Annotated in this window: 26 protein-coding genes and 1 tRNA gene; 7 read left to right on the forward strand and 20 right to left on the reverse strand. The window is 36.3% G+C overall.

All coding sequences use genetic code 11. The annotated features are described in order from the left end of the window. Positions 1–67: 67 nt before the first annotated feature. The 14 genes from O1Q80_RS06680 to ftnA (O1Q80_RS06745) all read right to left on the reverse strand — a co-directional run bounded on the left by O1Q80_RS06680 (position 68) and on the right by ftnA (O1Q80_RS06745) (position 11,120). On the reverse strand, positions 68–427 hold the full coding sequence (locus O1Q80_RS06680) for a hypothetical protein (protein WP_386693842.1): 360 nt from the start codon (positions 425–427) through the stop codon (positions 68–70). A gap of 39 nt (positions 428–466) precedes the next feature. Beyond that, positions 467–826, reverse strand: a complete 360-nt coding sequence (locus tag O1Q80_RS06685; RefSeq protein WP_386693844.1) for a hypothetical protein — start codon at positions 824–826, stop codon at positions 467–469. A 41-nt stretch (positions 827–867) separates the two neighbouring features. Further along, a complete protein-coding gene (locus O1Q80_RS06690; RefSeq protein ID WP_386693845.1) occupies positions 868–1,068 on the reverse strand; it encodes a helix-turn-helix transcriptional regulator in 201 nt (66 codons plus the stop codon). 170 nt (positions 1,069–1,238) lie between these two features. After that, the gene (locus O1Q80_RS06695; RefSeq protein ID WP_386693846.1) at positions 1,239–1,922 is read right to left on the reverse strand and encodes a hypothetical protein; all 684 of its coding nucleotides are present in this window, start codon (positions 1,920–1,922) and stop codon (positions 1,239–1,241) included. Positions 1,923–2,751: 829 nt separating this feature from the next. Further along, positions 2,752–3,999, reverse strand: a complete 1,248-nt coding sequence (locus O1Q80_RS06700) for a tyrosine-type recombinase/integrase (RefSeq protein WP_386693848.1) — start codon at positions 3,997–3,999, stop codon at positions 2,752–2,754. 295 nt (positions 4,000–4,294) lie between these two features. Further along, positions 4,295–4,381 (reverse strand) — tRNA-Leu (locus O1Q80_RS06705). 227 nt (positions 4,382–4,608) lie between these two features. Further along, entirely contained in the window at positions 4,609–5,298 is a 690-nt protein-coding gene (gene can / locus O1Q80_RS06710; protein WP_386690240.1) for a carbonate dehydratase, read from the reverse strand. Between the two features lie 14 nt (positions 5,299–5,312). Beyond that, positions 5,313–6,665 carry a nucleotide 5'-monophosphate nucleosidase PpnN gene (ppnN, locus tag O1Q80_RS06715; protein WP_386693850.1) on the reverse strand — a complete coding sequence of 451 codons (1,353 nt, stop codon included), beginning with the start codon at positions 6,663–6,665 and terminating at the stop codon, positions 5,313–5,315. 1 nt (position 6,666) lies between these two features. Next, the gene (gene queF, locus O1Q80_RS06720) at positions 6,667–7,506 is read right to left on the reverse strand and encodes an NADPH-dependent 7-cyano-7-deazaguanine reductase QueF (RefSeq protein WP_386693852.1); all 840 of its coding nucleotides are present in this window, start codon (positions 7,504–7,506) and stop codon (positions 6,667–6,669) included. Beyond that, complete coding sequence (locus tag O1Q80_RS06725) at positions 7,506–7,829, reverse strand: HI1450 family dsDNA-mimic protein (RefSeq protein ID WP_386693079.1); 324 nt, start codon at positions 7,827–7,829, stop codon at positions 7,506–7,508. Before O1Q80_RS06725 ends, queF begins: the two co-directional genes overlap by 1 nt. Before the next feature lie 86 nt (positions 7,830–7,915). Continuing rightward, positions 7,916–8,842 (reverse strand): universal stress protein UspE, encoded by a 927-nt coding sequence (gene uspE, locus O1Q80_RS06730; protein WP_386686102.1) that lies wholly within the window; start codon positions 8,840–8,842, stop codon positions 7,916–7,918. Between the two features lie 154 nt (positions 8,843–8,996). Beyond that, positions 8,997–9,767 carry an FNR family transcription factor gene (locus O1Q80_RS06735; protein ID WP_386686105.1) on the reverse strand — a complete coding sequence of 257 codons (771 nt, stop codon included), beginning with the start codon at positions 9,765–9,767 and terminating at the stop codon, positions 8,997–8,999. Between the two features lie 365 nt (positions 9,768–10,132). After that, positions 10,133–10,618, reverse strand: a complete 486-nt coding sequence (ftnA, locus tag O1Q80_RS06740) for a non-heme ferritin (protein WP_386693854.1) — start codon at positions 10,616–10,618, stop codon at positions 10,133–10,135. Between the two features lie 13 nt (positions 10,619–10,631). Continuing rightward, positions 10,632–11,120 carry a non-heme ferritin gene (ftnA, locus tag O1Q80_RS06745; protein WP_386686111.1) on the reverse strand — a complete coding sequence of 163 codons (489 nt, stop codon included), beginning with the start codon at positions 11,118–11,120 and terminating at the stop codon, positions 10,632–10,634. A 458-nt stretch (positions 11,121–11,578) separates the two neighbouring features. Between ftnA (O1Q80_RS06745) and rplY the strand changes: the two genes are divergently transcribed. Both rplY and dapB read left to right on the forward strand, forming a co-directional pair. Then, positions 11,579–11,866, forward strand: coding sequence for a 50S ribosomal protein L25 (gene rplY, locus O1Q80_RS06750; RefSeq protein WP_386686114.1), 288 nt, complete (start codon positions 11,579–11,581; stop codon positions 11,864–11,866). Between the two features lie 93 nt (positions 11,867–11,959). Next, positions 11,960–12,772: a 4-hydroxy-tetrahydrodipicolinate reductase gene (gene dapB, locus O1Q80_RS06755; protein WP_386693857.1), complete on the forward strand. Its 813-nt coding sequence runs from the start codon at positions 11,960–11,962 to the stop codon at positions 12,770–12,772. Positions 12,773–12,833: 61 nt separating this feature from the next. On the opposite strand, the gene O1Q80_RS06760 is transcribed toward dapB, so the two are convergent. From O1Q80_RS06760 to O1Q80_RS06785, 6 genes are all read right to left on the reverse strand, one after another. Next, entirely contained in the window at positions 12,834–14,204 is a 1,371-nt protein-coding gene (locus O1Q80_RS06760; protein WP_386693858.1) for an efflux transporter outer membrane subunit, read from the reverse strand. Positions 14,205–14,340: 136 nt separating this feature from the next. Next, on the reverse strand, positions 14,341–16,272 hold the full coding sequence (locus tag O1Q80_RS06765; protein ID WP_386693860.1) for a MacB family efflux pump subunit: 1,932 nt from the start codon (positions 16,270–16,272) through the stop codon (positions 14,341–14,343). Positions 16,273–16,298: 26 nt separating this feature from the next. Next, positions 16,299–17,459 carry an efflux RND transporter periplasmic adaptor subunit gene (locus O1Q80_RS06770; RefSeq protein WP_386693862.1) on the reverse strand — a complete coding sequence of 387 codons (1,161 nt, stop codon included), beginning with the start codon at positions 17,457–17,459 and terminating at the stop codon, positions 16,299–16,301. A 158-nt stretch (positions 17,460–17,617) separates the two neighbouring features. Then, positions 17,618–18,268, reverse strand: a complete 651-nt coding sequence (locus tag O1Q80_RS06775) for a DUF799 domain-containing protein (RefSeq protein ID WP_386686128.1) — start codon at positions 18,266–18,268, stop codon at positions 17,618–17,620. Between the two features lie 12 nt (positions 18,269–18,280). Further along, positions 18,281–18,631, reverse strand: coding sequence for a DUF4810 domain-containing protein (locus O1Q80_RS06780; RefSeq protein ID WP_386686131.1), 351 nt, complete (start codon positions 18,629–18,631; stop codon positions 18,281–18,283). A gap of 9 nt (positions 18,632–18,640) precedes the next feature. Then, complete coding sequence (locus O1Q80_RS06785; protein WP_386686134.1) at positions 18,641–19,315, reverse strand: CsgG/HfaB family protein; 675 nt, start codon at positions 19,313–19,315, stop codon at positions 18,641–18,643. 204 nt (positions 19,316–19,519) lie between these two features. Here O1Q80_RS06785 and glnS point away from each other — a divergent pair, with 204 nt between their 5' ends. From glnS to glgB, 5 genes are all read left to right on the forward strand, one after another. Then, complete coding sequence (glnS, locus tag O1Q80_RS06790) at positions 19,520–21,193, forward strand: glutamine--tRNA ligase (protein ID WP_386693864.1); 1,674 nt, start codon at positions 19,520–19,522, stop codon at positions 21,191–21,193. Next, complete coding sequence (locus tag O1Q80_RS06795; RefSeq protein WP_386686139.1) at positions 21,194–21,340, forward strand: hypothetical protein; 147 nt, start codon at positions 21,194–21,196, stop codon at positions 21,338–21,340. A 73-nt stretch (positions 21,341–21,413) separates the two neighbouring features. Further along, complete coding sequence (locus tag O1Q80_RS06800) at positions 21,414–21,872, forward strand: YcgN family cysteine cluster protein (protein ID WP_386693866.1); 459 nt, start codon at positions 21,414–21,416, stop codon at positions 21,870–21,872. 106 nt (positions 21,873–21,978) lie between these two features. Next, on the forward strand, positions 21,979–24,063 hold the full coding sequence (malQ, locus tag O1Q80_RS06805; RefSeq protein ID WP_386686144.1) for a 4-alpha-glucanotransferase: 2,085 nt from the start codon (positions 21,979–21,981) through the stop codon (positions 24,061–24,063). Then, positions 24,060–26,654, forward strand: a complete 2,595-nt coding sequence (glgB, locus tag O1Q80_RS06810) for a 1,4-alpha-glucan branching protein GlgB (RefSeq protein WP_386693868.1) — start codon at positions 24,060–24,062, stop codon at positions 26,652–26,654. Before malQ ends, glgB begins: the two co-directional genes overlap by 4 nt. Positions 26,655–26,827 lie beyond the last annotated feature (173 nt).

A 26,827-nucleotide genomic window follows, 5' to 3' on the forward strand; every position in this document is an offset into this window, starting at 1 on the left:
TAATTGAATGATTTCAACATTTATCAACATTTTTATGTTTTTCACGCGCGCGTACTGCTGACAAAATTCAGGTTTTTTCAGGTCGGTATGGTGTCGGCTCGTATTCGCCTTTCTCCACGTTCTCCACGTGTTCAGCAAGGTTTGTTAGTCGGTTAATGAAATACATTGCCCCATTTCTAAACGCCTTATAGCGTGCGTTCTGCTCGCCTGTGAGTGTCATTCCACCAGCTTTTAAATCTTTGAATAAATCAATCCCCTTTTGTAGTCGGTCGGCTAATTCTTCCGATTCCTTGGCTAATGCTTTCTTGAAGCCGTAGTGTTCTGGAAATTCATTTTTGCAGCGTTCCACCGCAATTTTATCCAGTTCAAAACTGCGGGTGGTTTGTGGATAGGTTTTGTATTTTGGTGTTAATTTTTTTAACGTCATTTTTTTAATCTCCGTTAATGGTTGTTGCTGGTGGTCCTATCATTCACTAAATGCCATTTCGCCAGCATAGGGGAACGGATCAAGCCATATTTCTTTAAATGCCTGCGTGTAGGGTTCTTCACCACGTAATACAGCTTTACTTTCCACGAATTTAAGCAATTTTTCTGCCGTCGCACGGTTAGGGACTGAATAGCGATAATATTGCCCCATACCGTCCGCTGTGTTTTCCCAGTTACGGGCGAATTTAACATCTATTAATTTCTCAATTTTGTTTACTTCATTGCGTCCGCTGGTGATGTGTTGATTTATGGCTAATTCAAGTTCAGAAATTCCATGCGGATTAATTAATAACTGAATGCCTATGCGTTCTAGTCGGTCTGGTCGTTTGTCTGGTCTCATATCTTTCACCTATAAAGTAGTAACAATGAATGCTTAGTATATTAAGCGTTAATGTAGGCTTGAACGTCTGCTAAACGCCAACGAACAGCACGATCGCCAATTTTCTTCGGTTGTGGGAATTTGCCAGATTTAGCGAATTTGTAGATAGTGGTAGAAGATAAGCCAGTCATTGCCGTAACGTCTTTTAGGGTCAATAGCTGCTTTGTAGGTTGGTTAGTTTCTTGAATGCTTTCTGTTGTCATAATTTCCGCCTTTTGGTTTTGAACAAAATTAAAGTGCGGTGTAATTAAATAACAATTTTTAAGTAATCGGGGAAAAGTGAATAAATGAACTCGTTCACTGAACAAATGAACTATTTAATAGCGTTTTTGAACAATTAGAAAGGAATAAAAAAAGCGACCTTTTACGGTCGCTAAACTCTATTCATGTATTTTTGAATAGTCACCTTTGACGGTATCTGCTCACCTTTATTTTTTGCGGTTAGAATTGTGTGTAATTCGCTGTACGTTGGTATGCGTCCGTCTTTCTGTAATTCGGGACTTGCTTTAATCAGTAAATTGATAAAGTGAGCCAATTTTTCTTCATTGGTTGATAGCGGTAAATCTCCGTTATATTCTACATTATCCACCGCACTTTGTTTTGTGGTGGTGCTTTGAATATCGGCTAATTGCTGTTCTAATTCGGCTATGCGTTCGTTAGCCTGTTGTAATTGGTCGTCCCCTTGTTCGCTAGTGATCTCACTAGAATTAAATTCTCTATACTCTGGAATATCCCACTTGTAACCGTGGTAAGTTGCCCATTTTTTTGCATCTTTAGAATGAATTTTAAAAACTTCCTGCTCGTTGTCTCCGTAACAATCTAAATATTTAATATCAACTTTTGAGTGGCTTAACTTATTTTTTCTTACATCTTCTCGTAATTGTTCAAGCGGATAACTATAAACACTATAATTTTCAAGTCTGCTAGCCGTATGTCTCGGATCTAAATTAGAAGAAATACATATAACTTCATATTCATTAAAAAACTCTACAAGACTCAGAGATTTTTTAGTTTCGTCATCTAAATAACAATAATCTTCAAATTTAGGTAATGCCATAATCACGCCCCTATACGCTCCCTATTTGGTAAAAGTGCGACAAAATGAAATAGGGTTCACTCTTTCGGGTCGGGTAATTAATCCGCACCTAGTCGCACTTATATTCATTGCGTAGTAATACGCTGTTTAATTCTGTCTTATTTTAAATCAAATTTAGATACAGTGAAATACTGTATAAAGGGGTTTTGTTGTGATTATTTTTATATTCCTGTTGGTGGAATCTGTGGTGCCTGTTTATTTTTTAATTTGTTAGGGGTATCCAATTTTTGCGGATACCCTAATTCTTTTTGTTTTAAGGTAAGCTAATGTGAAGTTTTGTGAGGTTGTCTAATTGTACTTTCGCCGTATAAAAATGCCTAGAAAAACTGGAATAGCGATTAAATGAAGTTCCAATGGCGGTATTTGAACCTTTTCATCTGAACTTTTTACCCACCCCATGGGGCTTTGTTTTATACATTCCCTAAAAATCAGCAGCTTTAAAATTTAAGTAGTCATTAAAACGCTAGAAATTATCTATATAACTAAAAGTTATTGATAATTTTGTATGCTATATAATCTGATATAGCATTATTTTTGTGCTTTAATTTAGATTTATCCCCGTATCCCCGTCTTATCCCCGTCCTTATCCCCTTTTTATATCTCTTTCTTTTCTAAAAGAAAAATAGATATAAATAAGGTAAAACGGGGATAAGGGGATAAAAAATGAAAAAAAACATTATAAAATAGGATAGTAAGGGAAATTAATTTTTTATATTAAAATGGAATATAAAGCCAGATTTAAATAAAAAACTGGCTAGGGTTAGGTTGTTGGCTTTGGTGGTGGAAGTGATTAGCCTGTTATCATTCCGCACTGCTCGCAATAGTCGCCCCATTGTTGCAATGCTTGCTTGCGTTCGTCTAAATATTCGTAACGGTCATAAATTGCCTGTATCTTGCCTTTCCCTGTAGATAGGTGAGCTAGTGCCAATTCTGCCACCACCACATCAACGCCAATTTGAGTTAAATAAGTCCTAAAGATTGAGCGTAAGCCATGGGCGTTTTGTCTGCCTTGTAGGTCTGTTCCTTGTAATATTTCCTTTAATGCTTTGGCGACGCTTTCACGGCTCATGGGTGCGGTTCTGTTGCGTACTTTGGCAAAGATAAAAGCACTCGTGCCGTTAATCTGTTTAATCGTTTCTAGTTGCCGTTTCGCTTGCGTAGATAAGGGGATAATGTGATCTCGTGGTTGCTCTTTTAATTTCCGTGTCTGTTTCAGTACATAACTAGGAACTATTAATAATTCATTATCAATAAACCGCCATTCTAGCTTGGTAACTTCCCCCTGCCTTAAACCAGTGAGCAAGCTCAAATTGAAAGCGTAGAACGTGTTAGGCTCAATTCTGTGAGCTGTGTAGGCGTTATTCATTAAGTCTATTAGCTTAGGTAATTCATAAGGCATAATGCTAGGGTGGTTCTTTGCTATCGGGGTAATAAAATCATCTTTGGCTATGTTGCAATTATGAAATTCTATAACGCCTAACTTTATGCCGTAATCCATGGTGCTTTTAATAAGTCGGTGTAATTTGTCTAACGTATTGCCAGCCCCTATTTTTTGATATAGCTCAAGCAAAATTCTAGGCTTAATATCCGCCAGCGGTAAATCACCGATAAAGGGTAGTACGTGCTTTTCTAATCTCTGCCAGTTCTTCGCTATAGTATCGGGGTTGCTTGCTTTGCTAGGGTAAACATCATTAAACCACTTTGAACAGATTATTTTAAAAGTATTCTCTGCCTTTCTTATTTCTGCTAGCTCTTGTTCCTTGCGGTATTCTAAAGGGTCGATATTTTCCGCCAGCAACGCCAGAAATTCATCACGCTGTTTACGTGCTTGCTGTAGTGATACTTCGGGGAAATTACCTAAACTAACTTCATTTTCTTTTTTGGTTATTGGTCGTTTGTATCTCATACGCCAATTTTTAACGCCATTATTTTTTATCAGTAAAAATAATCCGCCACCGTCTGAAAGTTTATAATTTTTATCCTTTGGCTTTGTGTTAATAACTTCGGTATTAGTTAAAGGTTTAGTTAATCGTGCCATTTGCTCAAAATCTCAAAAAATAAATAACCGTTCAAGCCTTATACTAAAAGGCTCTAGGAAAAAATAAGGGTACAAAATTACTATTTTTTCTGTACCCTTAAACTTGTACCCTTATTTGTACCCTTATTATTTGCGGTTGTCAACGTAAGGCAAAACGCTAACGCATAAGAATACGAAAGAACATCATTAAGGTGTAAAGCCTTGCGGTATCAGGTTTCGCCCGTCTTAAAAGTAAGATAAAATAACAAAACGTAAGACGAAAAAAAACCACGTAACAACGTGGTTTCTTGTAATTTGGTGCCAGTGGTCGGACTCGAACCGACACGCTTTTAAGGGCGGCGGATTTTGAATCCGCTGCGTCTACCGATTTCGCCACACTGGCAAGCAGTAAATCTTGTGTTGCATTATACGGTTATCTAATATGGTTGCAAGTATAAATTGTTGATTTATGCTTATTTGCTTTAAATTTCATCAATTATAAGATGATTTTTTGTAAGTTTGATTGCCTAGCTGAGCTATCTAAAATCAGTCAAATTTTGAAAATATTGCTATCAATCAGTGTTATATATTTTATAGCTTAACCTTCTTTGCGTCAGAGTATTTGTTAAATTAATCTTGTGGAACAGATTTCTTTTCCAGAATATTATTCTCATCTAGTATTTGCAGGCGTGCAATAGCATTACGATAAGATATTTCTAAACTCTCACGGCTTGTTGCTAATACACCTTGATCGACTAAGAAACCGTCATTTACATCGTAAACCCAACCATGTAAAGAAAGTTTAGCACCACGAGCCCAAGCAGATTGAACAATAGAAGAACGACCAAGATTATAGACTTGTTCTGCTACGTTGATTTTAGTTAACATATCAGCTCTTTTTTCGGGAGAAATATTACCAAGCAAATGGCTGTGTTTGAACCAGATATCACGAATATGTAATAACCAGTTATTGATTAACCCGAGATCTTGATTGGTCATCGCTGCATTAATACCACCACAGTTGGTATGTCCACAGATGATAATATGTTCAATATTTAATACATCCACTGCATATTGCACCACAGAAAGGCAGTTGAGATCGGTATGAATAACCTGATTTGCTACATTACGATGTACAAACAATTCGCCTGGTTCTAAATTCGTCAGTTTTTCTGCAGGAACACGACTATCGGAACAGCCTATCCATAAATAATGTGGGGTTTGATGTTCGGCGAGTTCTTTGAAATAAAGTGAATTTTCTTCTTTCATTCGCAATGCCCAACTGTGGTTATTGGCGAATAATTGCTCAATACGTTTCATCATTTTTTGGCTTCCTATTTAATAATTTCATAACAAGGCTCGTAAGCATCACCTGTTGGCAATTTCATACGATTCTGTACGATAAAATCTTGTAATAATTGATCGATGTTACTCATTAATTGTTGATCACCGTTTAACTTAAATTTCCCTAAGCTAGCAATTTTATCTTGCGTATCGGCTTTTATGTTACCAGCCACGATACCTGAAAAAGCTCGGCGTAAATTTGCCACTAAATTCACCGCACTTTGATTAAGATGAAGATTCAAATTAGCCATATTCTCATGAGTTGGAATAAATGGTTTTTGAAATTCGTGGTCAATTTCTAGTGACCAGTTAAAGCTGTAACTATCACCTTTTTTAAATCGTTGTTGCTGAATTTTAGTCATTGCAGACTTCATGTGGCGTGACACCGTCACTGGGTCATCTATAATGATTTGATAAAGAGATTGAGCTTGTTCGCCCAGCGTTTCTTTAACAAAATGATCAATGGCATCAAAATAACCTTGACTTTCTTTCGGTCCAGTGAGAATCAACGGTAAGGTTTGTGCTTGATTTTTAGGATTGAGTTTTATGCCTAAAATAAACATAAATTCTTCAAATGTCCCAGGTCCACCAGCGAAAATAATAATACCATGCCCCATGCGTACAAAGGCTTCTAAGCGTTTTTCAATATCTGGCATAATAATCAATTCATTGACAATCGGATTGGGTGGTTCTGATGCAATAATGGAGGGTTCCGTAATACCGATAAAACGGCTATTTTTATAACGTTGGTTTGCATGCCCGATCGCCGCTCCTTTCATAGGTGCTTCCATAACACCCGTACCACAACCAGTAATAATATTTAACTCACGTAAGCCAAGTTCAGTTCCTACCGCACGGCAGTATTGATATTCCGCCTCACTAATTGAATGACCGCCCCAACAAACCACTAAATTAGGTTTCTCACCTACAATTAGGGCTTTCGCATTACGTAAAATATTAAACACTAAATTGGTGATTTGTTCGCTGTTTAAATCAGTATTTGAAATCATACTGTGAACAAATAAAATATCACGTAATACCGCAAAAGAATGATATTGAATATTACTAATCATCACATCATCTACAAAAGCAGTTTCAGGGGGATTATGTAATTCTAGGGAAATGCCACGTTCCCTTGCGACTAAATTAATATCAAAATCATCATATTTGGCTAATAAGGCTCGACTATCATCGGTGGTAGCACCAGAGTTTAGGACTGCTAAAGTACAATTACGATAAAGATGATAGAGTGGTGAGCCAGCTTGTTTGGTTAATTGGCAAACTTCAATATGGGAAAGTTGATCCATACTGCCTTTCGGATTAATATAATAAACTTGATTCATATTATTGTCTGGCTAAACGTTGGTTAAGGGGAATCGGTTCAAGGTTTGAACGGAACGGATTAATATCTAAACCACCACGACGGGTATAACGAGCATACACCGTTAATTTTTGTGGTTGAGCGTACCGCATTAAATCATTAAAAATCCGCTCTACACATTGTTCGTGAAATTCATTATGTTGACGGAATGAGATTAAATAGCGTAATAATTTTTCTTGATTAATTTGTTTTCCAATATAATGAATTTGTACTGAACCCCAGTCGGGCTGGCTAGTAATTAAGCAATTTGATTTAAGTAAATGGCTGACTAACGTTTCTTCCACCTGTTGCTCATTGGTACAATTATCCAGATAATTGGCATCAAAAGCATAATCGGTGATTTCAATATCTTGATAATCAATACATTCGCCAGTAAAATCCACAATCTTTTGCTGGCGGTAAAATTCGAGAGAATTTAACCGCACTTTGACATGACCCTCAGCACATTGAGCCAAATCCTGTTGAATGGTATTTTGTACTTGTTCAAAAGAAGCAAATTTAGTTTGGTTAAAGCTATTTAAATAGAGTTTAAAACTTTTTGATTCAATTAAATTTTGTGAGCGGTAATCAATTTCTATATCCGCAATGGCAACCTGTGGCAAACCTTTAGGGTTTAGCCAAGAAATTTCATAAGCTGTCCAAATATCTACACCAAATGAAAAAGGCTGTTGTTGCGTAATACCAAGCATATCACGGTTAAGTGAACGTGGCACAGGTTGCAGTAAAGTGCGGTCATAAATGGCGCAATATTCCGTTTTTTGACCGAGTTTTAAGTTTTTTAAGCTATCGTTATTTGAGTACATTATTTTTTCCAGATAATATGATATTCACGATCATCTGCACGATGTGAGATTAAAAATTTTGCAAAAATATCATTCATTTCATCTTGTTCATTGACTAAACCAATCCACACTTCGGCATATTCTTCGGGGTCAATCAGTACACCGATTTCTTGCTCCCAGTCATCAGCGGTTTCCACAAATTCTACTGCACCACGATCTTCAAATTGTAGGTTAAATAAAAGAATATCAGCAGGATCTAAATTTTCTCCTGCCATTTCAAGGAAAATATCATAGGCAATATCTATAGCGGTATCAGGATCGAGTTTTTGGATTATTTCTGTCATAAGAGTTTACTGTTTGGATTATCTAAAATAAAAAAGTGCGGTTATTTTTCACCGCACTTTTATTGTGTTTGGTGCAATTTACAAGATTATACTTTTTTAGTCGGCTTAATCGCTAGTAAATTACATTTCAATTTGCTAATAACATGTTCTGCGGTATTACCAAGTAGTGCGGCAGAGAGTCCAGTTCGTCCAACTGTACCTAAAATCACTAATTCTGCCTCAATATCGTTGGCAACTTGCGGAATAACTTCTTCTGGGAAACCCTCATAAACGTGCGTATGATCTTCCGCAATACCAAAATGTTGACGTAAGGCTTTCATGTTAATTAAGTGTTGACCACGTACACCGTTAATATATTCACTTGAATGAAATTCTGGTAAATCAATCGCCATATTCATAGGTGTCGGCGGATAGGCACTGACCAAATGTACGTTACCACGTTCTAATTGATCAGCTAAGTCCATACTGAGCGAAACGAGTTCTTTATTAAAAATATCGTGATATTCTTCATCGCCTGATACGTTGACTGCCACAAGAATACGTCTTTGATGTTTCCAGTCACCGTCACGTACCATTAATAATGGGGTAGGACATTTACGTAATAATTGCCAATCCATTGGGGTAACAAAGAGAGAGGTTAAACTCTCTTCTTCTTTGGTATATTTAATTACCAAATCATAATGATTAGCTTCAATTTCAGCAACGATAGCTTCGGATTCATTACTTGACCAAACCACTCGTGAGTGAAATATAATCATTGGATCGGCATATTTTTCTAAATAGGGGAGGACATCTTTTTGACGTTGCTCAACCACGGTTTTGTGCATTTCTTCACGTTCATCAGCGGAAAGCAAGGCAGACATTTCATAAGAAAGATCATAGACAGGTAAGAAAACAGTAATATTAACAGGCGTTTCGCTTTTCTGTTCTTTTACCAAACGGACAGCACGAGCAAGACCGTATTGTTTTTCATTTTCTGGATTAAGAATAACGAGAATATTGTTGAATTTCATCATAACCTCCATTTTTGCTTTTGCAGTTTGATTTCATTCATTTTTGAATACGATATAGCATAGAGTGGATTGCATAAAATAACAAGTTAGATAATTTAAAAATGTGATCTACACAACAAATTTTATGCAATTTATGGTTGATTAATAAAAATTTTTAGTCAAATGCTATTTTGGTACGATGAATTCCAGCAACTTCGGTTAATTCAGGTAGACTATTAATCGTAATATATTTACCTTGTACGGACAAAATACCTAATTTTTGGAAACGTCCCAATAAACGGCTAATGGTTTCTACGGTTAAACCGAGGTAATTACCAATATCGCCACGCGTCATGGTTAAACGAAATTCTCTAGCTGAAAAGCCACGTGCAGAGTAGCGTTTGGATAAATTATAAATAAAAGCCGCTAAACGTTCTTCTGCATTCATTTTAGATAAAAGTAAAATCATTTCCTGATCACTTTTAATTTCACTACTCATTAACCGCATAATTTGTTGGCGTAATTTAGGCATTTTGCCAGATAAGTCATTGAGTATATCAAATGGAATTTCACATACCATCGCAGTTTCTAAGGCTTGGGCAAAGCTAGGATGACGCATATTCATGATGGCATCAAACCCCACTAAATCTCCAGGTAAATGGAATGAGGTAATTTGTTCTTCTCCTGCTTCATTGATTGTATAAGTTTTAATTGTACCAGAACGAATAGCATATAATGAAACTAGTTCATCGCCAGCCTTAAATAATACTTGGGATTTTTGGATTGGTTTTTTACGTTCAATAATATTATCTAACTGATCTAACTCATGAGCATTAAGCGTAAAAGGAATACATAATTGACTAATACTGCAATCTTGACAATGAATAGCACAACCGCCTGATTGAACTCGGCGACCCATACTTGGTTCTGATGATAAAATACTCATTCTTCCTCAAATTATTTTGTGATAAAATTGATCTAACTCAAAAATAATAGCATTAAAAAGTGAAATTAAGAAGTAATAAATGAGAAAAAAGGTGATTTATGCCCGCAGAAAAATTGACTAAAAAACGTCTTATCCAAATAATCATTATGTTTTGCATTTTAATTGTGGCATTTGGCTATAAAACGTATCAATATTACCAATAACAACAAACGAGTGAACGGCAATTATAAGCAATACTCTAAGCATCTATTAGCAAAGATTCTTCATCATTTTTACGGAATTTTTAACCGCACTTTTTATTAAAAAAGCTGATAATCTATACTTATCAGCTTTTTCTTCAGATCTTAAAATCTTATTTGGCTAGTTTATAAACTAGCAAGATCTTTATCAATCAAGTAAAGAGATTTACCGTCTTCACCTAAAATGTTGAATTTATCTAAAATACCACCAAATAATTTTTCTTCTTCGTGCTGTTCAGCCACATACCATTGTAAGAAGTTAAATGCAGAGTAGTCTTTTGCTTCAAAGGTTGCTCCAACGAGTTCATTGATTTTACTAGTAATCAATTTTTCGTGAGCAAAAGTTAATTCAATAACTTCACGTAACGATTTATATTCATGAGAAACTTCTTCAATAGAAGAAATTACCGCTTCTGCTCCTGTTTCATTTAAATAAGTAAACAGTTTACGCATGTGTTGCATTTCTTCTGCAGCGTGTTCACGTAAGAATTTTGCAGCACCTACATAACCTTTTTGGTTACACCAAGCACTCATTTGCAAATAAAGATTTGAAGAATAAAATTCTAAATTCATTTGAGCATTTAATAACTCAACTATTTTTTTTGCTAACATGATATTTGTCCTCTTATTCTAATGTTAATAATTCTTTGTCAATTAAATAAATTGCTTTGCCGTCATTGCCTAAAATATCAAATTTATCAATCACGCCACCGAATAAGGTTTCTTCTTCGTGCTGTTCAGCCACATACCATTGTAGGAAGTTAAAAGTAGAGTAGTCTTTGTTTTCAAATGTTACTTCAACTAATTCATTAATTTTTGCTGTTACATGTTTTTCATGCTCAAAAGCAATTTCTAATACTTCACGTAATGAATTGTATTCAGTACGTGGTGCTTCAATTTTACCTAAAATCGGTAAGCCACCAGTTTCGCTGACATAATCAAATAATTTTTGCATGTGTTCCATTTCTTCATCAGCATGACGTAAGAAGAATGTGGCGGCACCTTCGTAGCCACGATTGGCACACCATGCACTCATTTGTAAATAAGTGTTAGATGAAAAGAATTCTAAATTGATTTGTTCATTCAATTTAGTGGTAATTGCTTGGTTTAACATTTTTTGTTTCCTCGTAAAAAAATAAAAGTGGAATAATTCCAACTGTTGTAATTATAACCGACTAAATGAGAATTGCAATATTTATTTTTATGTAACTCATTAATTTAAAAGGAAAAAACAATAACAACTATTATCATTTAGAATAACTTAACATTTTTGTTACATAAATAACTTTGTAAATAATTCCTATTTTTACTCATAATTTCTGATGAAATGGTAGCGAGCGATGTTTGCGTTATAACTAATGCCAAAATTTCTTTGCTATTTTTCACCGCACTTTTATGTTGTGAAGAAAAGAAAAACATAAGAAAGACATAAGAAAGACATAAGAAAATTTGATTTATCTAGGAAATTCATTATAATACGCTCTCTCAAAATAATTTTTGAGCAAATTTATGGGAAATCGTTGGGTCGCCTGCGATTTCTGTCTTTAAACAATCTTACAAGAGAACATTAAAATGGCATTTAAATTTAACGCTGAAGTTCGTACATCGCAAGGTAAGGGTGCGAGCCGCCGCCTGCGTCACAATGGTCAAATTCCTGCGATCGTTTATGGTGGTAGTGAAGAACCAGTTTCAATCGTATTAAACCACGATGAATTAAATAACGCACAAGCACACGAAAGTTTCTATTCAGAAGTTATTACATTGGTTATCGGTGGTAAAGAAGTTGCAGTTAAAGTGCAAGCTATGCAACGTCACCCATTTAAACCAAAATTAGCACATATCGACTTTAAACGTGTATAATTTCTAGCTTGTTTGTTGAAAAACACCAATAATCACTGATTATCGGTGTTTTTTTTATTATAATGAAAAAAAGTTAAACATAAGGAACATTATATGACATTAAAAATTGGTATTGTGGGAGCTGGCGGTCGAATGGGTCGTCAACTCATTCAGGCGGTACATTCTGCTGATGGTGTTGAATTGGGTGCTGCATTTGAGCGAGTTGGTTCGTCATTAATTGGTGCCGATGCTGGTGAATTAGCTGGTGTAGGTAATTTAGGCATTAAAGTGGAAGATAAATTAGAAAATCAACTAAATAATTTTGATGTATTGATTGATTTTACACGCCCAGCAGGCACGTTAGCACATTTAGACATTTGTGTGGCACATCATAAAAAGATGATTATCGGCACAACGGGGTTTGATGATGCAGGTAAACAGGCAATTAAAACGGCAGCCGAAAAAATTGGCGTAGTATTTGCTTCAAATTATAGTGTTGGGGTAAATTTAGTGTTTAAACTGTTAGAAAAAGCCGCTAAAGTGATGGGTGATTATTGTGATATTGAAATTATTGAAGCACATCATCGCCATAAAGTAGATGCTCCCTCTGGCACAGCGTTATCTATGGGGGAACATATTGCCAAAACCCTTGGACGTGATTTGAAAACACAGGGCGTATTTTGTCGTGACGGTATTATCGGTGAACGTAAACCAGATGAAATAGGCTTTTCTACTATTCGAGCGAGTGATGTTGTCGGTGAACATACGGTTTGGTTTGCGGATATTGGTGAGCGGGTAGAAATTTCCCATAAGGCCTCTAGCCGTATGACATTTGCCAACGGGGCAGTGCGTGCTGCGAAATGGATCGTCAACCAACCGAATGGCTTATTTGATATGACAGATGTGTTGGATTTGAATAATTTATAAGTTCTAAAAAATTCGGGCGAACACATCGGTTCGCCCTGAAAGAATATTTTTCTACTATTGACTATTTAGCAGAATAATATCCGCCCATTGCACTATAAATTGCATTTTCGTTTTGAATCACCGCATATTTTGCATTTAAGATAGCAACTTGAGAGGTTTTCTCTGTATTCGCCGCATTTAACCATTCTCTTAATTCAGATACGCCAGCGTTATAACGGTTTTGATAGTATTTTGTGATACGTTGATCATATTCATACTTTTTATTCAAATTAGTGAAGTTTTGTTGTGATTGTGTATAAGCAAAATAGTTAGTATCAATTTCATTTAATGCAGTGGTAATCCCTTGTTCGTAAGTAACACGTGCCGATTCATAAGCTGCTTCTGAAATTTTCACATTCCATTTTACATGATTCCAATCTAAGAACGGCAAGCTAATCGCTAATGTACCTGCTGCCACAGGATTATTTAATGCGTTGCTGACTTTCGTTCCACTAGAAGATAAGCTACCCCCTAAACTAATGGTTGGAAACCAAGATTTTTGTGTCGCTTTCGCATCTTTAAAGGCACTGCTTAAACGGAATAAATTGCCTTTGACATCGGGACGATTCGCAATCGTTGATACTGGTACATTTAAATTAACATCGGTTGTTTTCACATTTAAGATATGTGGGGATGTAATATTTAATGCTTGATCTGGTTTTAAATTTAATAAATTACGCAAGGTTTGTTCTGCGGTTTTGCGTTGAGTTTGATAGCTAATCAAATTGTTTTGAGCTAATAATACCGATTGTTGAGCTTGATCTGTGCTGGCACGATCTGCAACACCTTGACTCAAGCGATTTTGCATAATTCTATTAATTTGGTTGTAGTAGCTAATCGTATCATTGGTCGCTGAAATGGCATCATTTAAATAAGCGATTTGATAATAAGTTACAACCACAGAATTAATTAAAGAAAGGCGAGTGGCTTCTAAATCTTGTTGTGTTGCTTTGTAATTCCATTCGCCAGCATCAGCCGCATCAGCTAAACGTCGCCATAGATCTAAAGTATAGCTAACGCCTAATGAACCCGTATGACTAATCGTTGAATTTGCACTGGTATCTGTTGGGCGACTTGCGGTCGATGTGCTAGAAGCATTGAAACTAGGCACTAAATCTGCACCTAATAAATTCGCTTGATAAAGTGCTGAATTAACAGAAATAGCGGCTTTAGCGAGATCTTTATTATTTAACAAGGCTTGCTCAACGACTTGGTTTAATTGAGCATCATTGTATAATGCCCACCAATTTTCTTTGATGTTATATTGTTGCGTTAATTGCTCATATTGTTGATAATCCTGTTGAGAGGCTTGATAGCTATCATTAATATTAGCACAACCGACTAAGGCGGAAGATAAAATCACGGTTAAAGCGATTTTGTTCAGTTTTAGCATATTTTGTCCTTTAAATTTAACATGGAAGTGCGGTGAAAAATCGGTAAATTTTAACCGCACTTTGAATAAAAATTTCTAAATGAACGTTCGTTCATTTTTGTCTTGCGTATTGTAACAGAAAATTTATTTTTTTCTACTATTCTCGTGCAAGTGCATTAATTGGATTTAATTGTGAAGCATTCTTTGCTGGCACATAACCAAATACTACACCTATAAAGCTAGAGCAGAGTACAGCTGCAATAATCGAAAATGTGGAAAATACCATAGTAAAATCGGTCATCAATAAATTGAACACCGTGCCAAATAAGATAGATAACACAATGCCAGTTAATCCGCCAATTAAACAAATCAGAATAGCTTCAATTAAAAATTGTTGCAGAATATTAGATTGTCTTGCACCGATCGCCATTCGTACACCGATTTCTTTAGTTCGTTCAGTCACGGATACTAACATAATATTCATCACACCAATGCCACCCACCACTAAGGAAATCAATGCAATAGATGAAATTAACAAGGTCATGGTATTGGTGGTGGCTTCAATGGTTTGCTTAATGGTGTCGGTGTTCATCACAAAAAAGTCTTTTGTGCCATGACGAACTTGCAATAAATTGGTTAAGCCTTTTTCTGCCACGGTAGAATTAATATCATCACGAATTTTCACCGTAATACTATCAATTTTTTGATTACCCGAAATTTTGTTCATGGCGGTAGTGTAAGGAATATAAATTTTTAAACTGCTACTGTTCATACCCATATTGTTAGATTTTGCCACACCAATAACCTTTAATGGTTTCTTATTCACCATTAACACTTGACCTAAAGAATTTTGATTGGGAAAAACCTGACTTAATGTATTTTCATCAATGACTGCGACATTTTCATTATTTATCACTTCATCAGCCGTGAAGAATTGACCGTTTTCTAAGGTTAAGCCTTTCACGTTAAAATATTGTTCACCAACGCCATAAACTTGAGCGGTAAAGCTATTGCTACCATAAGTTAATGTTCCGCTGACAGAACTATTAGGCGTTGAGCTTTCAATATAACTTTGTTTAGCAAGAATATCGCTATCTGAAACGGTTAAATTTTGGTTTCTTTCTGCATGCCGATCACCAAATCCAGTACCATTAAATATATCCATGGTATTGGTTCCCATTGAATTGATATTTTGCAGGATTTTTTGTTGTGAACCTGTTCCTAGTGCAACCACACAAACTACGGAAGTGATCCCGATAATAATGCCTAGCATCGTCAGCAATGAACGCATTTTGTGTGCAACGATTGCTTTTACCGACATTTTGAATGATTCTAAAAACTGATCTTTATAAAAACTAAACGCATTTTTATTAATAGTTGGACTTGGAGCTTTGTGAGCAATGAAATCATTTTTACGCGTATCTTCAATAATTCTTCCGTCTTTAATTTCAATTACACGGTTGGCGAAACTTGCGACCTGTTTATCATGAGTCACTAAAATAATCGTATGTCCCTCACCATGTAGTTGAGTTAGAATCTCCATGACGGTTTCGCCACTTTTACTGTCTAACGCTCCCGTTGGCTCGTCCGCTAAAATAATTTCGCCACCATTCATCAAGGCACGGGCAATACTCACACGCTGTTGTTGACCCCCAGAAAGTTGGCTAGGTTTATTTTCTAATTTATCGCTTAAACCTAATTTATCTAATAAACTACCAGCTCGAGCTAGACGAGCGGATTGATCGATACCTGCATAAATAGCAGGAAGTGCCACATTTTCCACCGCACTTAGGGTCGAAAGCAAATTATAACGTTGGAAAATAAAACCAAATTTTTGCTGACGTAAATCAGAAAGCTGATCTCGATTGAGATGACTAACTTCCTGATGATCAATTTTATAGGATCCCGATGTCGCCGTATCTAAACAACCGATAATATTCATCAAAGTGGATTTGCCCGATCCCGATTGCCCGATAATCGCAATAAAATCGCCTTTTTTGATGTCTAAATCAATATCTTTTAAAATCTGCGTACGGTTTTCGCCCTCACCAAAAAATTTGGTGATGCCTTTCATTTCAATAATATTCATAAAACTATCCAATTTTTCACCGCACTTTAGAATAATCTCGGACCACGATTGCTATTTCCCACCGTTTCACCTTGTGCAACTTGTGACGTTATCACTTTATCCCCCTCATTTAAACCTGATAAAATTTGGGTATTCACATCATCATTAAAACCAACGGTAACTTCACGTTTTTCTACTTGATCACCATTTAATATATTCACATACACAGTATTACCTTGTCTTTGTAAACTTGTAGTTGGCACTAATAAGGTATCGTTAGCTTCAGCAATTGTAATCGTATTTTGCGTTGTCATACCAATACGTAATTTCCCCTCAGGATTATCCACAATAACATTCGCATAGTAATAAACTGCATTGGTATCCGTCACATCTTCCGTATAACCATTATCGGTTAGCGTAGTCATCGCAGGATCTACCGAGTTAATTTCAGCATGATATTTTGTATTTGGATCAGATAGCGTAGTAAACTCAATTGGCATGCCTTGTTTGACTTTGGTCACATCACCCTCAGAAATTTCAGGTTTGATCAGCATTTTGCTTAAATCCGCAACCTGTACAATAGTTGGTGTAGTTTGATTGGCATTGACGGTTTGACCGACAGAAACGGGAATAGAAATCACTGTACCATTTAATGGCGATACAATTTTGGTATAACCTAAATTGGTTTGAGCGGTGCTAACTTCAATTTCTGATTGCTTGATTGAGGCTTCTACTGTTTCAATCTCTGCTTCAGCACTGGATAGGGTATTTTTAGCTGAATTTAAATCATCTAAAGTGGTAGAATTTTGCTTATAGAGTTTTGCCGTACGGTTATAAGCCGATAATGCGACATCATAAGCGGTCTTTTTGGCTTTTAATTGTGCTTGATAAGAAGACAGTTGAGCTTGAGCCGTATTTAGGCTATTTACTTGCGTTTTTGAATCAATTTCCGCAATCAAATCCCCCTCTTTGACTTCCTGACCGAGTGTCACATGAATTTTTTCAATTTTCCCCGATACTTGAGCCCCCACTTCAACACGGTTATAACTTCTTACCGTACCTGTGGCGATCACAGATTTTTGCAAATTACCACGGCTAACGGTTTCGGTTAAATAGGTTACTTGTGAACTATTGTCCCCTTTAAAATAAAACCAACCCGCAATACCTAAAGCCGCAATAACCGCCAATGTTAATAATTTTTTTTTCATAGTCATTTCCGATAATCAATCAATTTATGTAGAGTATAAGGGAGAAATCTTAATAAAACCTTAATTATTGTAATAGATTTTAGTTTTTAGGAAAATTCTGGAAGTAAAAAATAGAGCCACTTATTTAAGTGGCTCTAGGGGAATATTATTCAAGATAATTATTTGTTATAGTTCGGGTGACGAGGACCAATTAAAAGTCCACCACTGCTACCGACATAAACAAGTTGTCCCATAGCTACTTGGGAAACGTTAAAACCATAATCTCTTGATGTATCAGCAATTTGGCTTACTGCCGCTTTAACTAAGGCAACTAAAACACCGTCATTAGAGTTAGTTGAGCCTTGACTATGTTTTCCTTCTCCTTCCCATAAGACTTTTCCTGTACGTAGATCAACTAATTTACCTTCTAATTCTACGGTGGTGACACTATCAAAAACCTTATAACTCGTACCATATTCTTTTATATTAATATATAGAATACTATCCGCACCAAAAATTTCTTGAATTTTCTTAATATTTGTTTGTTGAATAGCGTAACCATCGGTAATACCATTTTGTTTAAATGTTTCATCTACTAATGCAACAGGGTAAACATAATAACCTAATTCAGCCAAAGGATAAGTTACAGTAGATAATACACTGGTATCGGCTTTAGCTTCTGGGGAATTATTTGTTGGCATCACTACCAAAATGGATTTAGGTTTACTTTCGTTCAGAGCAGAGTAATCATAAGTTTTTTTGGGCTTAACTGCACAACCACTAAGCAATAATGCAATGGTAACGAAGATTATGGTGATTAATTTTTTCATGATAAACCTCTATTATTTCTTAGCTTTTTGTAAGAATTGCATAAACTGACGGCTTTCAGGATATAGAGCTTGTTCTTGTTGAAGTGCTTCATTTCCCTCCGATACACGACCTTGTTTAATCAACAATAAACCTAAATGAGCATAAATGCCTGGAGCAACCTGTTTATTACTTTCTTTAGCTGATGCAATAATTTTTCGGATATCTTCTTCTTGTTTAGCATAATCGCCATTATTTTCATAATAGGCATGTAAAGTTTCTTGATAATTTCCCCAATAATAAAGAGAGTTATCTTTATGACTAGAACCACAAGCAACCAAAAAAGCAGAGAAAAGAACAACTGCGGATAATTTCATTATTTTCATCATTTATCCTTATTTAGCAGGTGTCCATTGACCTGCTTCAATACCTTTGACAAGATTATCAACTGCTTCTCGAATAGCTAAATCCAATACTTTACCATTGAGCGTTGCATCATATCCAGCTGTGCCACCAAAGCCAAGTACTTCACGGTTAGAAAGATTATATTCCCCCGCACCTTGAGCAGAGAAAACTACTTCCGATGTATTTACATTAACCACATTTAACGTCACTTTTGCATAAGCAACTTGTTCTTTACCTCGACCTAAAATACCAAATAATTGATGATCACCAACAGTTTTACGCCCAAATTCTGTAACATCGCCCGTAACAACATAGGTTGCCCCTTTAAGATTTTGTTTTACACCTTTAATTTTGGCTTCTTTGGCGGTTTCACTCATATTAGTACGATCTAAAACATTGAAACGCCCTGTTTGTTGTAGGTGAGATACAAGGATTGTTTTTGATTGACTACCTAATTGATCTTGCCCATCGGAGAATATACCATTTTGATAGCTTGAACGGTTATCAAATTTCCCTACGGAAATAGCGGATTTTACACCTTGATAAGTCGCAGATTGAGAGGCAACTGTTTGTGTGGGAGCAATCGTTCGAGATCCTTCTGTCGCACATCCAGTTAATCCTAAAAAAGGTAAACAAAATAGTGTTGTAATAACTTGTTTTTTCATTGTAGTTTCCTTCTAAATGTAACTAATTAATATTTAACCATTAATTATATTAGCTTATCTTAAAAAGATAAGGTATAGATTCTATTTAAATCCGTGATCAAGATCACAAATTTTCCGCTTTATTGTATAGTTTGTGGTTTCTTTGTAATCAGTTATTAAATCGTGTAGAATAACCCTAATTTTTAACAGCTTAAATTTTACTATATGACAACAGAAAATACTGTAATTGAAGAAACGGGCGAGATTCGCCCAACTAATTTTATTCGCCAAATTATTGATGAAGATTTAGCAAGTGGTAAACATAACAATGTTTACACCCGTTTTCCGCCTGAACCCAATGGTTATTTGCATATCGGACATGCCAAGTCTATTTGCTTAAATTTTGGCATAGCTCAAGATTATCAAGGCAAATGTAATTTGCGTTTCGATGATACTAACCCAACCAAAGAAGATGTGGAATATGTGGATAGCATTAAGCAAGATGTGGAATGGTTAGGTTTTCACTGGGAGGGTGAACCACGTTATGCTTCCGATTATTTTGATCAACTTTATGGCTATGCCATTGAGTTAATTGAAAAAGGATTAGCCTATGTAGATGAGCTTTCACCAGAACAAATGCGTGAATATCGTGGTACATTAACGGAAGCAGGGAAAAATAGCCCATATCGTGATCGCCCGATTGAAGAAAATTTGGCATTATTTGAAAAAATGAAAAACGGCGAAGTCCCTGAGGGCAAAATGAGCTTGCGTGCTAAAATTGATATGAGTTCCCCGTTTATGGTGATGCGTGATCCAGTGATTTATCGGGTGAAATTTGCCAGCCATCATCAAACAGGGGATAAATGGTGTATTTATCCGATGTACGATTTTACTCACTGTATTTCTGATGCCATTGAACGCATTACCCATTCATTGTGTACGTTAGAGTTCCAAGATAATCGCCGTTTATACGACTGGGTGTTAGAACATATTTCTATTGCACGTCCGTTGCCACATCAATATGAATTTTCTCGTTTAAATTTAGAAGGTACTTTAACTTCTAAACGTAAATTACTGAAATTAGTTGAAGAAAAAGTGGTAGATGGCTGGAATGATCCCCGTATGCCGACCATTTCAGGTTTACGCCGTCGTGGTTATACACCAGCATCTTTACGTGAATTTTGTCGCCGTATTGGGGTGACAAAGCAAGATAACGTGGTGGAATTTTCAGCGTTAGAAAGTTGTATTCGTGATGATTTAAACACCAATGCACCACGAGCTATGGCAGTGATTAATCCGTTAAAAATTGTGATTGAAAATTTAAAAAATCCAGAAATTTTAACCGCACCTAATCACCCTAATCGGGAAGAACTCGGCACTCGTCAATTAGCATTTACCCCTGAGCTTTATATTGATCAAGCAGATTTCCGTGAAGAAGCCAATAAACAATATAAACGTTTAGTATTAGGTAAAGAAGTACGTTTACGTAATGCTTATGTCATTAAAGCGGAACGAATAGAAAAAGATGCAGACGGCAATATTACCTGTGTTTATTGCTCTTATGATCCTGACACTTTAGGCAAAAATCCAGCAGATGGGCGTAAGGTGAAAGGCGTAATTCATTGGGTGTCTGCGACAGAAAATTGTCCTGCGGAATTTCGTCAATATGGACGTTTATTTGATATGCCAAACCCAGGGGCGGAAGAGGATATTATTGCAGCTATTAGCCCAAATTCTTTGGTTATTAAACAAGGTTTTGTGGAAAAGAGTTTAGCTCATGCTCAAGCAGAGCTTGCCTATCAATTTGAACGCGAGGGGTATTATTGTGCTGACAACAAAAATAGTCACCCTGAGCATTTAGTGTTTAACTTAACTGTTAGCTTAAAAGAAGGATTTTAAATGAAAAAATTAGTATTAATTGTATTGACTGCGTTGGTATTAACCGCTTGTTCGCAACCGAAAGATATTTATTTTAATGGTTCTGAAGGTTCGCATTCAGGGATTAAATATGATAAAAGTAGCGAATCATTTGGTTTAAACCCTTAATTGGTCTATCTAAACTAAAAATAAAAGGCGGTCAAAAATTTAACTATTTTGATCGCTTTTTTATCTAAATAAAATGAAGAATAATCTAAATAACATACCTTTTTGGCAACAAAAATCCCTTTCTGAAATGACGGAATCTGAGTGGGAATCTTTGTGCGATGGTTGTGGTAAATGTTGTTATCGCAAATTTATTGAGGGGCGTGGCAAACGAGAGCGGTTGTATTACACCCGTATAGCTTGTAATTTATTAGATTTGAAAACAGGTAAGTGCGGTGATTATTGTCATCGTTTTAAAATCGAAAAAGATTGCACCAAACTGACCAAGAAAAATTTACCCGATTTCAAATGGCTGCCTAGCACCTGTGCCTATCGCTTATTATATGAAAAAAAACCATTATTTGACTGGCATCCGCTAATCTCTAATAATCCTAATTCAGTAAAATTAGCAGGCGTGATGATCGAAAATGGTATCCATGAAAGAGATGTCATTGACTGGTTTGATTACATTGTTGATGATATTCAGCTAAAATAGTTTACAATATAAACAAATATTGTTGATAAAGATCACAAAATAGAATTAAATTGATTGTGTTTATTCTTGAGCTTGTTAGAATGTAACATAAACTTGAGGTACACCTATGAATTTAACGGAACAACAACGCTGTACTGAACAGAAAGCAGAAAAATTAGGTATCTGTCCTTCCTATTATGATATTGAAGGTCATTTTATTACAGCACCGCCAGAAACCTTGGATTATTTCACCGCACTTTTATCCGCGGGAAATAACCATTCTAGTGATTATTTTGATGATGTTTTAGTTATTAATGCAGAGCAAATTACAGATTATTCTTTTCTTTCCTTTTTTCCATCCGTCACCACTTGTCGATTAACCAACGAGCAAGATGAATTATTATTTGAACAACAAACTAAACAAAAAATTAGCTTACCTGCGTTGCCAGTGGGTTATTATCAATTAACCCTTTCCGATAAAAAGCAACAACGTAAAATACGTTTACTCGTTCAGCCAAAAACTACCTTTCAATCACCAATCTTACAACAGCAAAAAGCGTGGGGGATTAATGTCCAACTTTATAGTTTACGTTCTAACCGTAATTGGGGAATTGGTGATTTTGCAGACCTAATTTATTTAGTACAAAATTCGGTGCAATTTGGGGCAGATTTTATTGGGATTAACCCATTACATAAAATGTATGTGGCAGTGCCAGATTGGGCAAGTCCATACAGTGCATCTTCTCGTCGTTGGTTAAATCCGATTTACTTGGCGGTAGATTTATTACCAGAATTTAAATTAGCCAAATCTGTACAGACTTGGTTTAGTCAACAACAAGATGAAGTTACTCGCCTACGTCAGCTGGAACAAGTAGATTATCCAGCGATTTCTGCTTTAAAAATCACCGCACTTGAACAGCTTTTTGCCTTTAGTCAACGGAGTAAAACAGCAAAAATTGTCGCACGCCGTCAAGACTTTTTAGCTTTTGTCAAACAACAGGGAGAAAACCTGTTGAATCAGGCTTTATTTGATGTATTGGATAGTATAGAACATCCAACTCAACAAGCAGATGAAAAAAATATCGGTTGGTTAGGTTGGCGAAAAGAATGGCAACAATTAACGGATAAAAATCGTAAGGGCTTAATTAAAAAGTATCAAGCTAAAATTGAATTTTATATGTGGTTGCAATGGTTGACTGAGCAACAGTTAGCTGAAGTAAAAACCACGGCTAAAAAAGTTGGCTTGCAATTAGGGATTTATGGTGATTTGGCGGTACAGAGTTCTCGGGGGAGTGAGGATGTTTGGAGTGATCCTGAACTTTTTTGTGTCAACACCAGCATTGGTGCACCACCCGATCCATTAGGACCTGTCGGACAGAATTGGAATTTACCACCTTATAATCCAACGGTGTTAAAAAAACGTGGTTTTCAACCCTTTATTGAAATGTTGCGAGCCAATATGCAACATTTCGGTGTGTTAAGAATTGATCACGTAATGGGTTTATTCCGCTTGTGGTTTATTCCTGAAAATAAAACGGCGGTGGATGGTGTGTATGTGCTTTATCCTTTTGCGGAATTAATGGCTATTTTAGCCATTGAAAGCCAACGCAATCAATGTGTGATTGTGGGTGAAGATTTAGGTACTGTCGCTGATGAAGTGCGGTCAAAATTAAATGAATTTTTAGTTTATTCGTATTTCGTGTTGTATTTCTCTCAAGCAAATGGCGAATTTCCACTCGCTGAAAAGTTCCCAAATCAAGCCTTTGCCACGATTGGTACCCATGATGTGCCGTCTTTGCGTAGTTTCTGGCATTGCAAAGATTTAGAATTATTTGAGCAATTAGGTGTTTTGCAAGGGAATTTCTTGCAACAAAAATATCAACAGCGTGTGAAAGATAAACAAGCCTTATTAAATAGCTTACACCGAGATCAATTTTTACCTGATGATTATTACGGTGATGCGTTGAGTATGGCTATGCACGATCACCTTAATTTGGTGATTCATCGTTATTTAGCTCGTAGTCGGAGCCGATTGATTGGCGTGCAATTAGAAAATTTGATTGATCAGGAAGTATCATTTAATTTACCAGGGACATCAACTGAGTATCCAAATTGGCAAATTAAACTTGCCATGCCACTAGAACAAATATTTAGTGACCAGCGTGTTCAAGTGTTGCTAAATGAAATTAACCATAATAGGAAGTCATTATGAAAAAATTAGTAGAACAATCAGTAATAGATGCGTTTTTTAATGGTACCCACTCTGATCCATTTTCTGTGTTAGGTATGCACGAAACAGAAAGCGGAATTGAAGTTCGAGTGTTAATGCCAGATGCAAATAAAGTTGAAGTCATTAATCGTGCATCACAAAATGTAGAAATTGAGTTAGATCGTATTGATGAACGTGGTTTCTTTACAGGTGTCGCACCGAATACGCATGATTTCTTTAATTATCAATTAAAAGTCTATTGGGGGAATGAAGCGGTATTTATTGAAGATCCTTACCGTTTTCACCCGATGATTGAAGAGTTAGATAATTGGTTATTGGCTGAGGGTTCTCATTTACGCCCTTATGAAGTTTTAGGTGCTCACTTTACTCAGTATGACGGTGTCACTGGGGTTAATTTCCGTTTATGGGCTCCAAATGCGAAACGGGTTTCTGTGGTCGGGGATTTCAACTATTGGGACGGTCGCCGTCACCCAATGCGTTTCCATGCAAATAGTGGAGTGTGGGAATTATTTATCCCTAAAGTTACTTTAGGACAATTATATAAATTTGAATTATTAGATAGTAATAATCAGCTTCGTTTAAAATCTGACCCTTATGCCTTTGCAGCACAATTACGCCCAGATACTGCATCACAAATCAGTGCGTTACCTGAAATTGTGGAAATGACAGAAACTCGCCGTAAAGCGAATCAATCCGATCAACCGATTTCGATTTATGAAGTCCATTTAGGTTCGTGGCGGAGAAATCTTAAAAATAATTTCTGGTTAGATTACGACCAACTGGGGGATGAATTGGTTCCTTACGTGAAAGATATGGGCTTTACGCATATTGAATTATTACCGATTTCTGAATATCCATTTGACGGTTCTTGGGGTTATCAACCATTAGGGTTATATGCACCGACCAGCCGTTTTGGTAGTCCAGAGGGCTTTAAACGTTTTATTGCCAAAGCTCATGAAGCAGGGATTAATGTTATTTTAGACTGGGTACCTGGGCATTTCCCAAGCGATACTCATGGTTTAGCCGCTTTTGACGGTACAGCGTTATATGAACATGCGGATCCAAAAGAAGGGTATCATCAAGACTGGAATACCTTAATTTATAACTATGGTCGTAATGAAGTGAAGAACTTCTTAACGGGAAATGCGTTATATTGGTTAGAACGTTTTGGCTTAGATGGCTTGCGTGTTGATGCGGTCGCTTCCATGATTTATCGTGATTATAGCCGTAAAGACGGTGAGTGGATCCCAAATCAATACGGTGGTCGTGAAAATTTAGAAGCCATTGATTTCTTACGTCAAACTAACCGTATTGTAGGTGTTGAAGTCCCAGGGGCAACCAGCATTGCTGAAGAATCTACCTCTTTTGCTGGTGTCACTTTGCCACCTGAAAATAATGGTTTAGGGTTCCATTTCAAATGGAATATGGGGTGGATGAATGACACGCTTTCTTATATGAAACTGGATCCGATCTATCGTCAATATCATCACAATAAAATGACCTTTGGTATGGTGTATCAATACAGCGAGAATTTCTTATTACCATTGTCGCATGATGAAGTGGTACATGGTAAATGTTCATTGTTGGGTAAAATGCCTGGGGATGCGTGGCAAAAATTTGCTAACTTACGTGCCTATTATGCCTATATGTGGGGTTATCCAGGTAAGAAATTACTGTTTATGGGTAATGAATTCGCTCAAGGTCGTGAATGGAATTATCAAGAAAGCCTTGATTGGTACTTATTAGATGATTTCCACGGTGGTGGCTGGCACAAAGGTGTGTTGCAATTAGTCAAAGATTTGAATAAAACTTACAAAGAAAACACCGCACTTTATCAATTAGATAATAAACCAGAAGGGTTTGATTGGTTAGTGGTCGATGATAATCAAAATTCTATCTTTGCTTTTGAACGTCGTGATAGTAATGGTGATCGTATTTTGGTGGTGAGTAACTTTACCCCAGTGGTTCGTGAAAATTACCGTATTGGGGTAAATGAAGCAGGGGAGTATGAAGAAATTCTGAATACGGATTCGGCTTACTATAAAGGCTCAAATGTAGGCAACTTTGGTGTAGTCACCACAGAAGACATTGAAAGCCATGGTAGAAAACAATCTATTTCAGTGGTTGTTCCGCCATTGGCAACAATTTATTTTCGTTGGAAAAAAGTCGCAAAGAAGGTTAGAAAAACAGCCGTAAAACCAGCTGACGCTATGGATCTTACGTTAAAACCAGCTAAAGTGACCAAAGCTAAAGCGACAAAAACCGAATCTGTGAAAGTTGAAACCGCAAAAAATAAAACTGCGACTAAAACGACTAAAGCAAAATCAGTTAAAGCAGATGCAGTAGTTGCTGAAAAAAGTGCGGTGAAAATTACAGCTAAAAAAGTGACCAAAGCGGCTACTCAAAAAGCTGAGGTAAAAGCTGAATCGGAGAAGAAAACGGTAAAAGCGAAAGCAGAACCGAAAGTAGCAAAAGCTAAAACGACTACAGCTACGGCGAAAAAAACAACGGCAAAAGTTGAAACTGCTAAAAAAGTAGTGAAGTCAAAAGCTAAAAAAGCTACTGAAGAATAAAATGTAAAGAATGTAGTAACGGTATGGTACGTTTAAGCATATTCTTGACAATAAGCTATTTTAGTTATAACTTTCCCTCTTTCCGTTTACGGAGAGAACAGTGCCGAAGTCTAAAAGAAGTAAAATCTTTATTGGGCCAACTTAGCTTGCCAGTTTCTGTTAGATGGAGCAAT

Origin of the sequence: Lonepinella sp. MS14435, assembly GCF_042485795.1 — a bacterium.
Lineage (GTDB): Bacteria > Pseudomonadota > Gammaproteobacteria > Enterobacterales > Pasteurellaceae > Lonepinella.

Coding starts and splice junctions, on each gene's coding strand:
- O1Q80_RS06680 (WP_386693842.1), bottom strand. CDS start 427: ATGACGTTAAAAAAATTAACACCAAAATACAAAACCTATCCACAAACC.
- O1Q80_RS06685 (WP_386693844.1), bottom strand. CDS start 826: ATGAGACCAGACAAACGACCAGACCGACTAGAACGCATAGGCATTCAG.
- O1Q80_RS06690 (WP_386693845.1), bottom strand. CDS start 1,068: ATGACAACAGAAAGCATTCAAGAAACTAACCAACCTACAAAGCAGCTA.
- O1Q80_RS06695 (WP_386693846.1), bottom strand. CDS start 1,922: ATGGCATTACCTAAATTTGAAGATTATTGTTATTTAGATGACGAAACT.
- O1Q80_RS06700 (WP_386693848.1), bottom strand. CDS start 3,999: ATGGCACGATTAACTAAACCTTTAACTAATACCGAAGTTATTAACACA.
- can (WP_386690240.1), bottom strand. CDS start 5,298: ATGAAACGTATTGAGCAATTATTCGCCAATAACCACAGTTGGGCATTG.
- ppnN (WP_386693850.1), bottom strand. CDS start 6,665: ATGAATCAAGTTTATTATATTAATCCGAAAGGCAGTATGGATCAACTT.
- queF (WP_386693852.1), bottom strand. CDS start 7,506: ATGTACTCAAATAACGATAGCTTAAAAAACTTAAAACTCGGTCAAAAA.
- O1Q80_RS06725 (WP_386693079.1), bottom strand. CDS start 7,829: ATGACAGAAATAATCCAAAAACTCGATCCTGATACCGCTATAGATATT.
- uspE (WP_386686102.1), bottom strand. CDS start 8,842: ATGAAATTCAACAATATTCTCGTTATTCTTAATCCAGAAAATGAAAAA.
- O1Q80_RS06735 (WP_386686105.1), bottom strand. CDS start 9,767: ATGAGTATTTTATCATCAGAACCAAGTATGGGTCGCCGAGTTCAATCA.
- ftnA (WP_386693854.1), bottom strand. CDS start 10,618: ATGTTAGCAAAAAAAATAGTTGAGTTATTAAATGCTCAAATGAATTTA.
- ftnA (WP_386686111.1), bottom strand. CDS start 11,120: ATGTTAAACCAAGCAATTACCACTAAATTGAATGAACAAATCAATTTA.
- rplY (WP_386686114.1), top strand. CDS start 11,579: ATGGCATTTAAATTTAACGCTGAAGTTCGTACATCGCAAGGTAAGGGT.
- dapB (WP_386693857.1), top strand. CDS start 11,960: ATGACATTAAAAATTGGTATTGTGGGAGCTGGCGGTCGAATGGGTCGT.
- O1Q80_RS06760 (WP_386693858.1), bottom strand. CDS start 14,204: ATGCTAAAACTGAACAAAATCGCTTTAACCGTGATTTTATCTTCCGCC.
- O1Q80_RS06765 (WP_386693860.1), bottom strand. CDS start 16,272: ATGAATATTATTGAAATGAAAGGCATCACCAAATTTTTTGGTGAGGGC.
- O1Q80_RS06770 (WP_386693862.1), bottom strand. CDS start 17,459: ATGAAAAAAAAATTATTAACATTGGCGGTTATTGCGGCTTTAGGTATT.
- O1Q80_RS06775 (WP_386686128.1), bottom strand. CDS start 18,268: ATGAAAAAATTAATCACCATAATCTTCGTTACCATTGCATTATTGCTT.
- O1Q80_RS06780 (WP_386686131.1), bottom strand. CDS start 18,631: ATGAAAATAATGAAATTATCCGCAGTTGTTCTTTTCTCTGCTTTTTTG.
- O1Q80_RS06785 (WP_386686134.1), bottom strand. CDS start 19,315: ATGAAAAAACAAGTTATTACAACACTATTTTGTTTACCTTTTTTAGGA.
- glnS (WP_386693864.1), top strand. CDS start 19,520: ATGACAACAGAAAATACTGTAATTGAAGAAACGGGCGAGATTCGCCCA.
- O1Q80_RS06795 (WP_386686139.1), top strand. CDS start 21,194: ATGAAAAAATTAGTATTAATTGTATTGACTGCGTTGGTATTAACCGCT.
- O1Q80_RS06800 (WP_386693866.1), top strand. CDS start 21,414: ATGAAGAATAATCTAAATAACATACCTTTTTGGCAACAAAAATCCCTT.
- malQ (WP_386686144.1), top strand. CDS start 21,979: ATGAATTTAACGGAACAACAACGCTGTACTGAACAGAAAGCAGAAAAA.
- glgB (WP_386693868.1), top strand. CDS start 24,060: ATGAAAAAATTAGTAGAACAATCAGTAATAGATGCGTTTTTTAATGGT.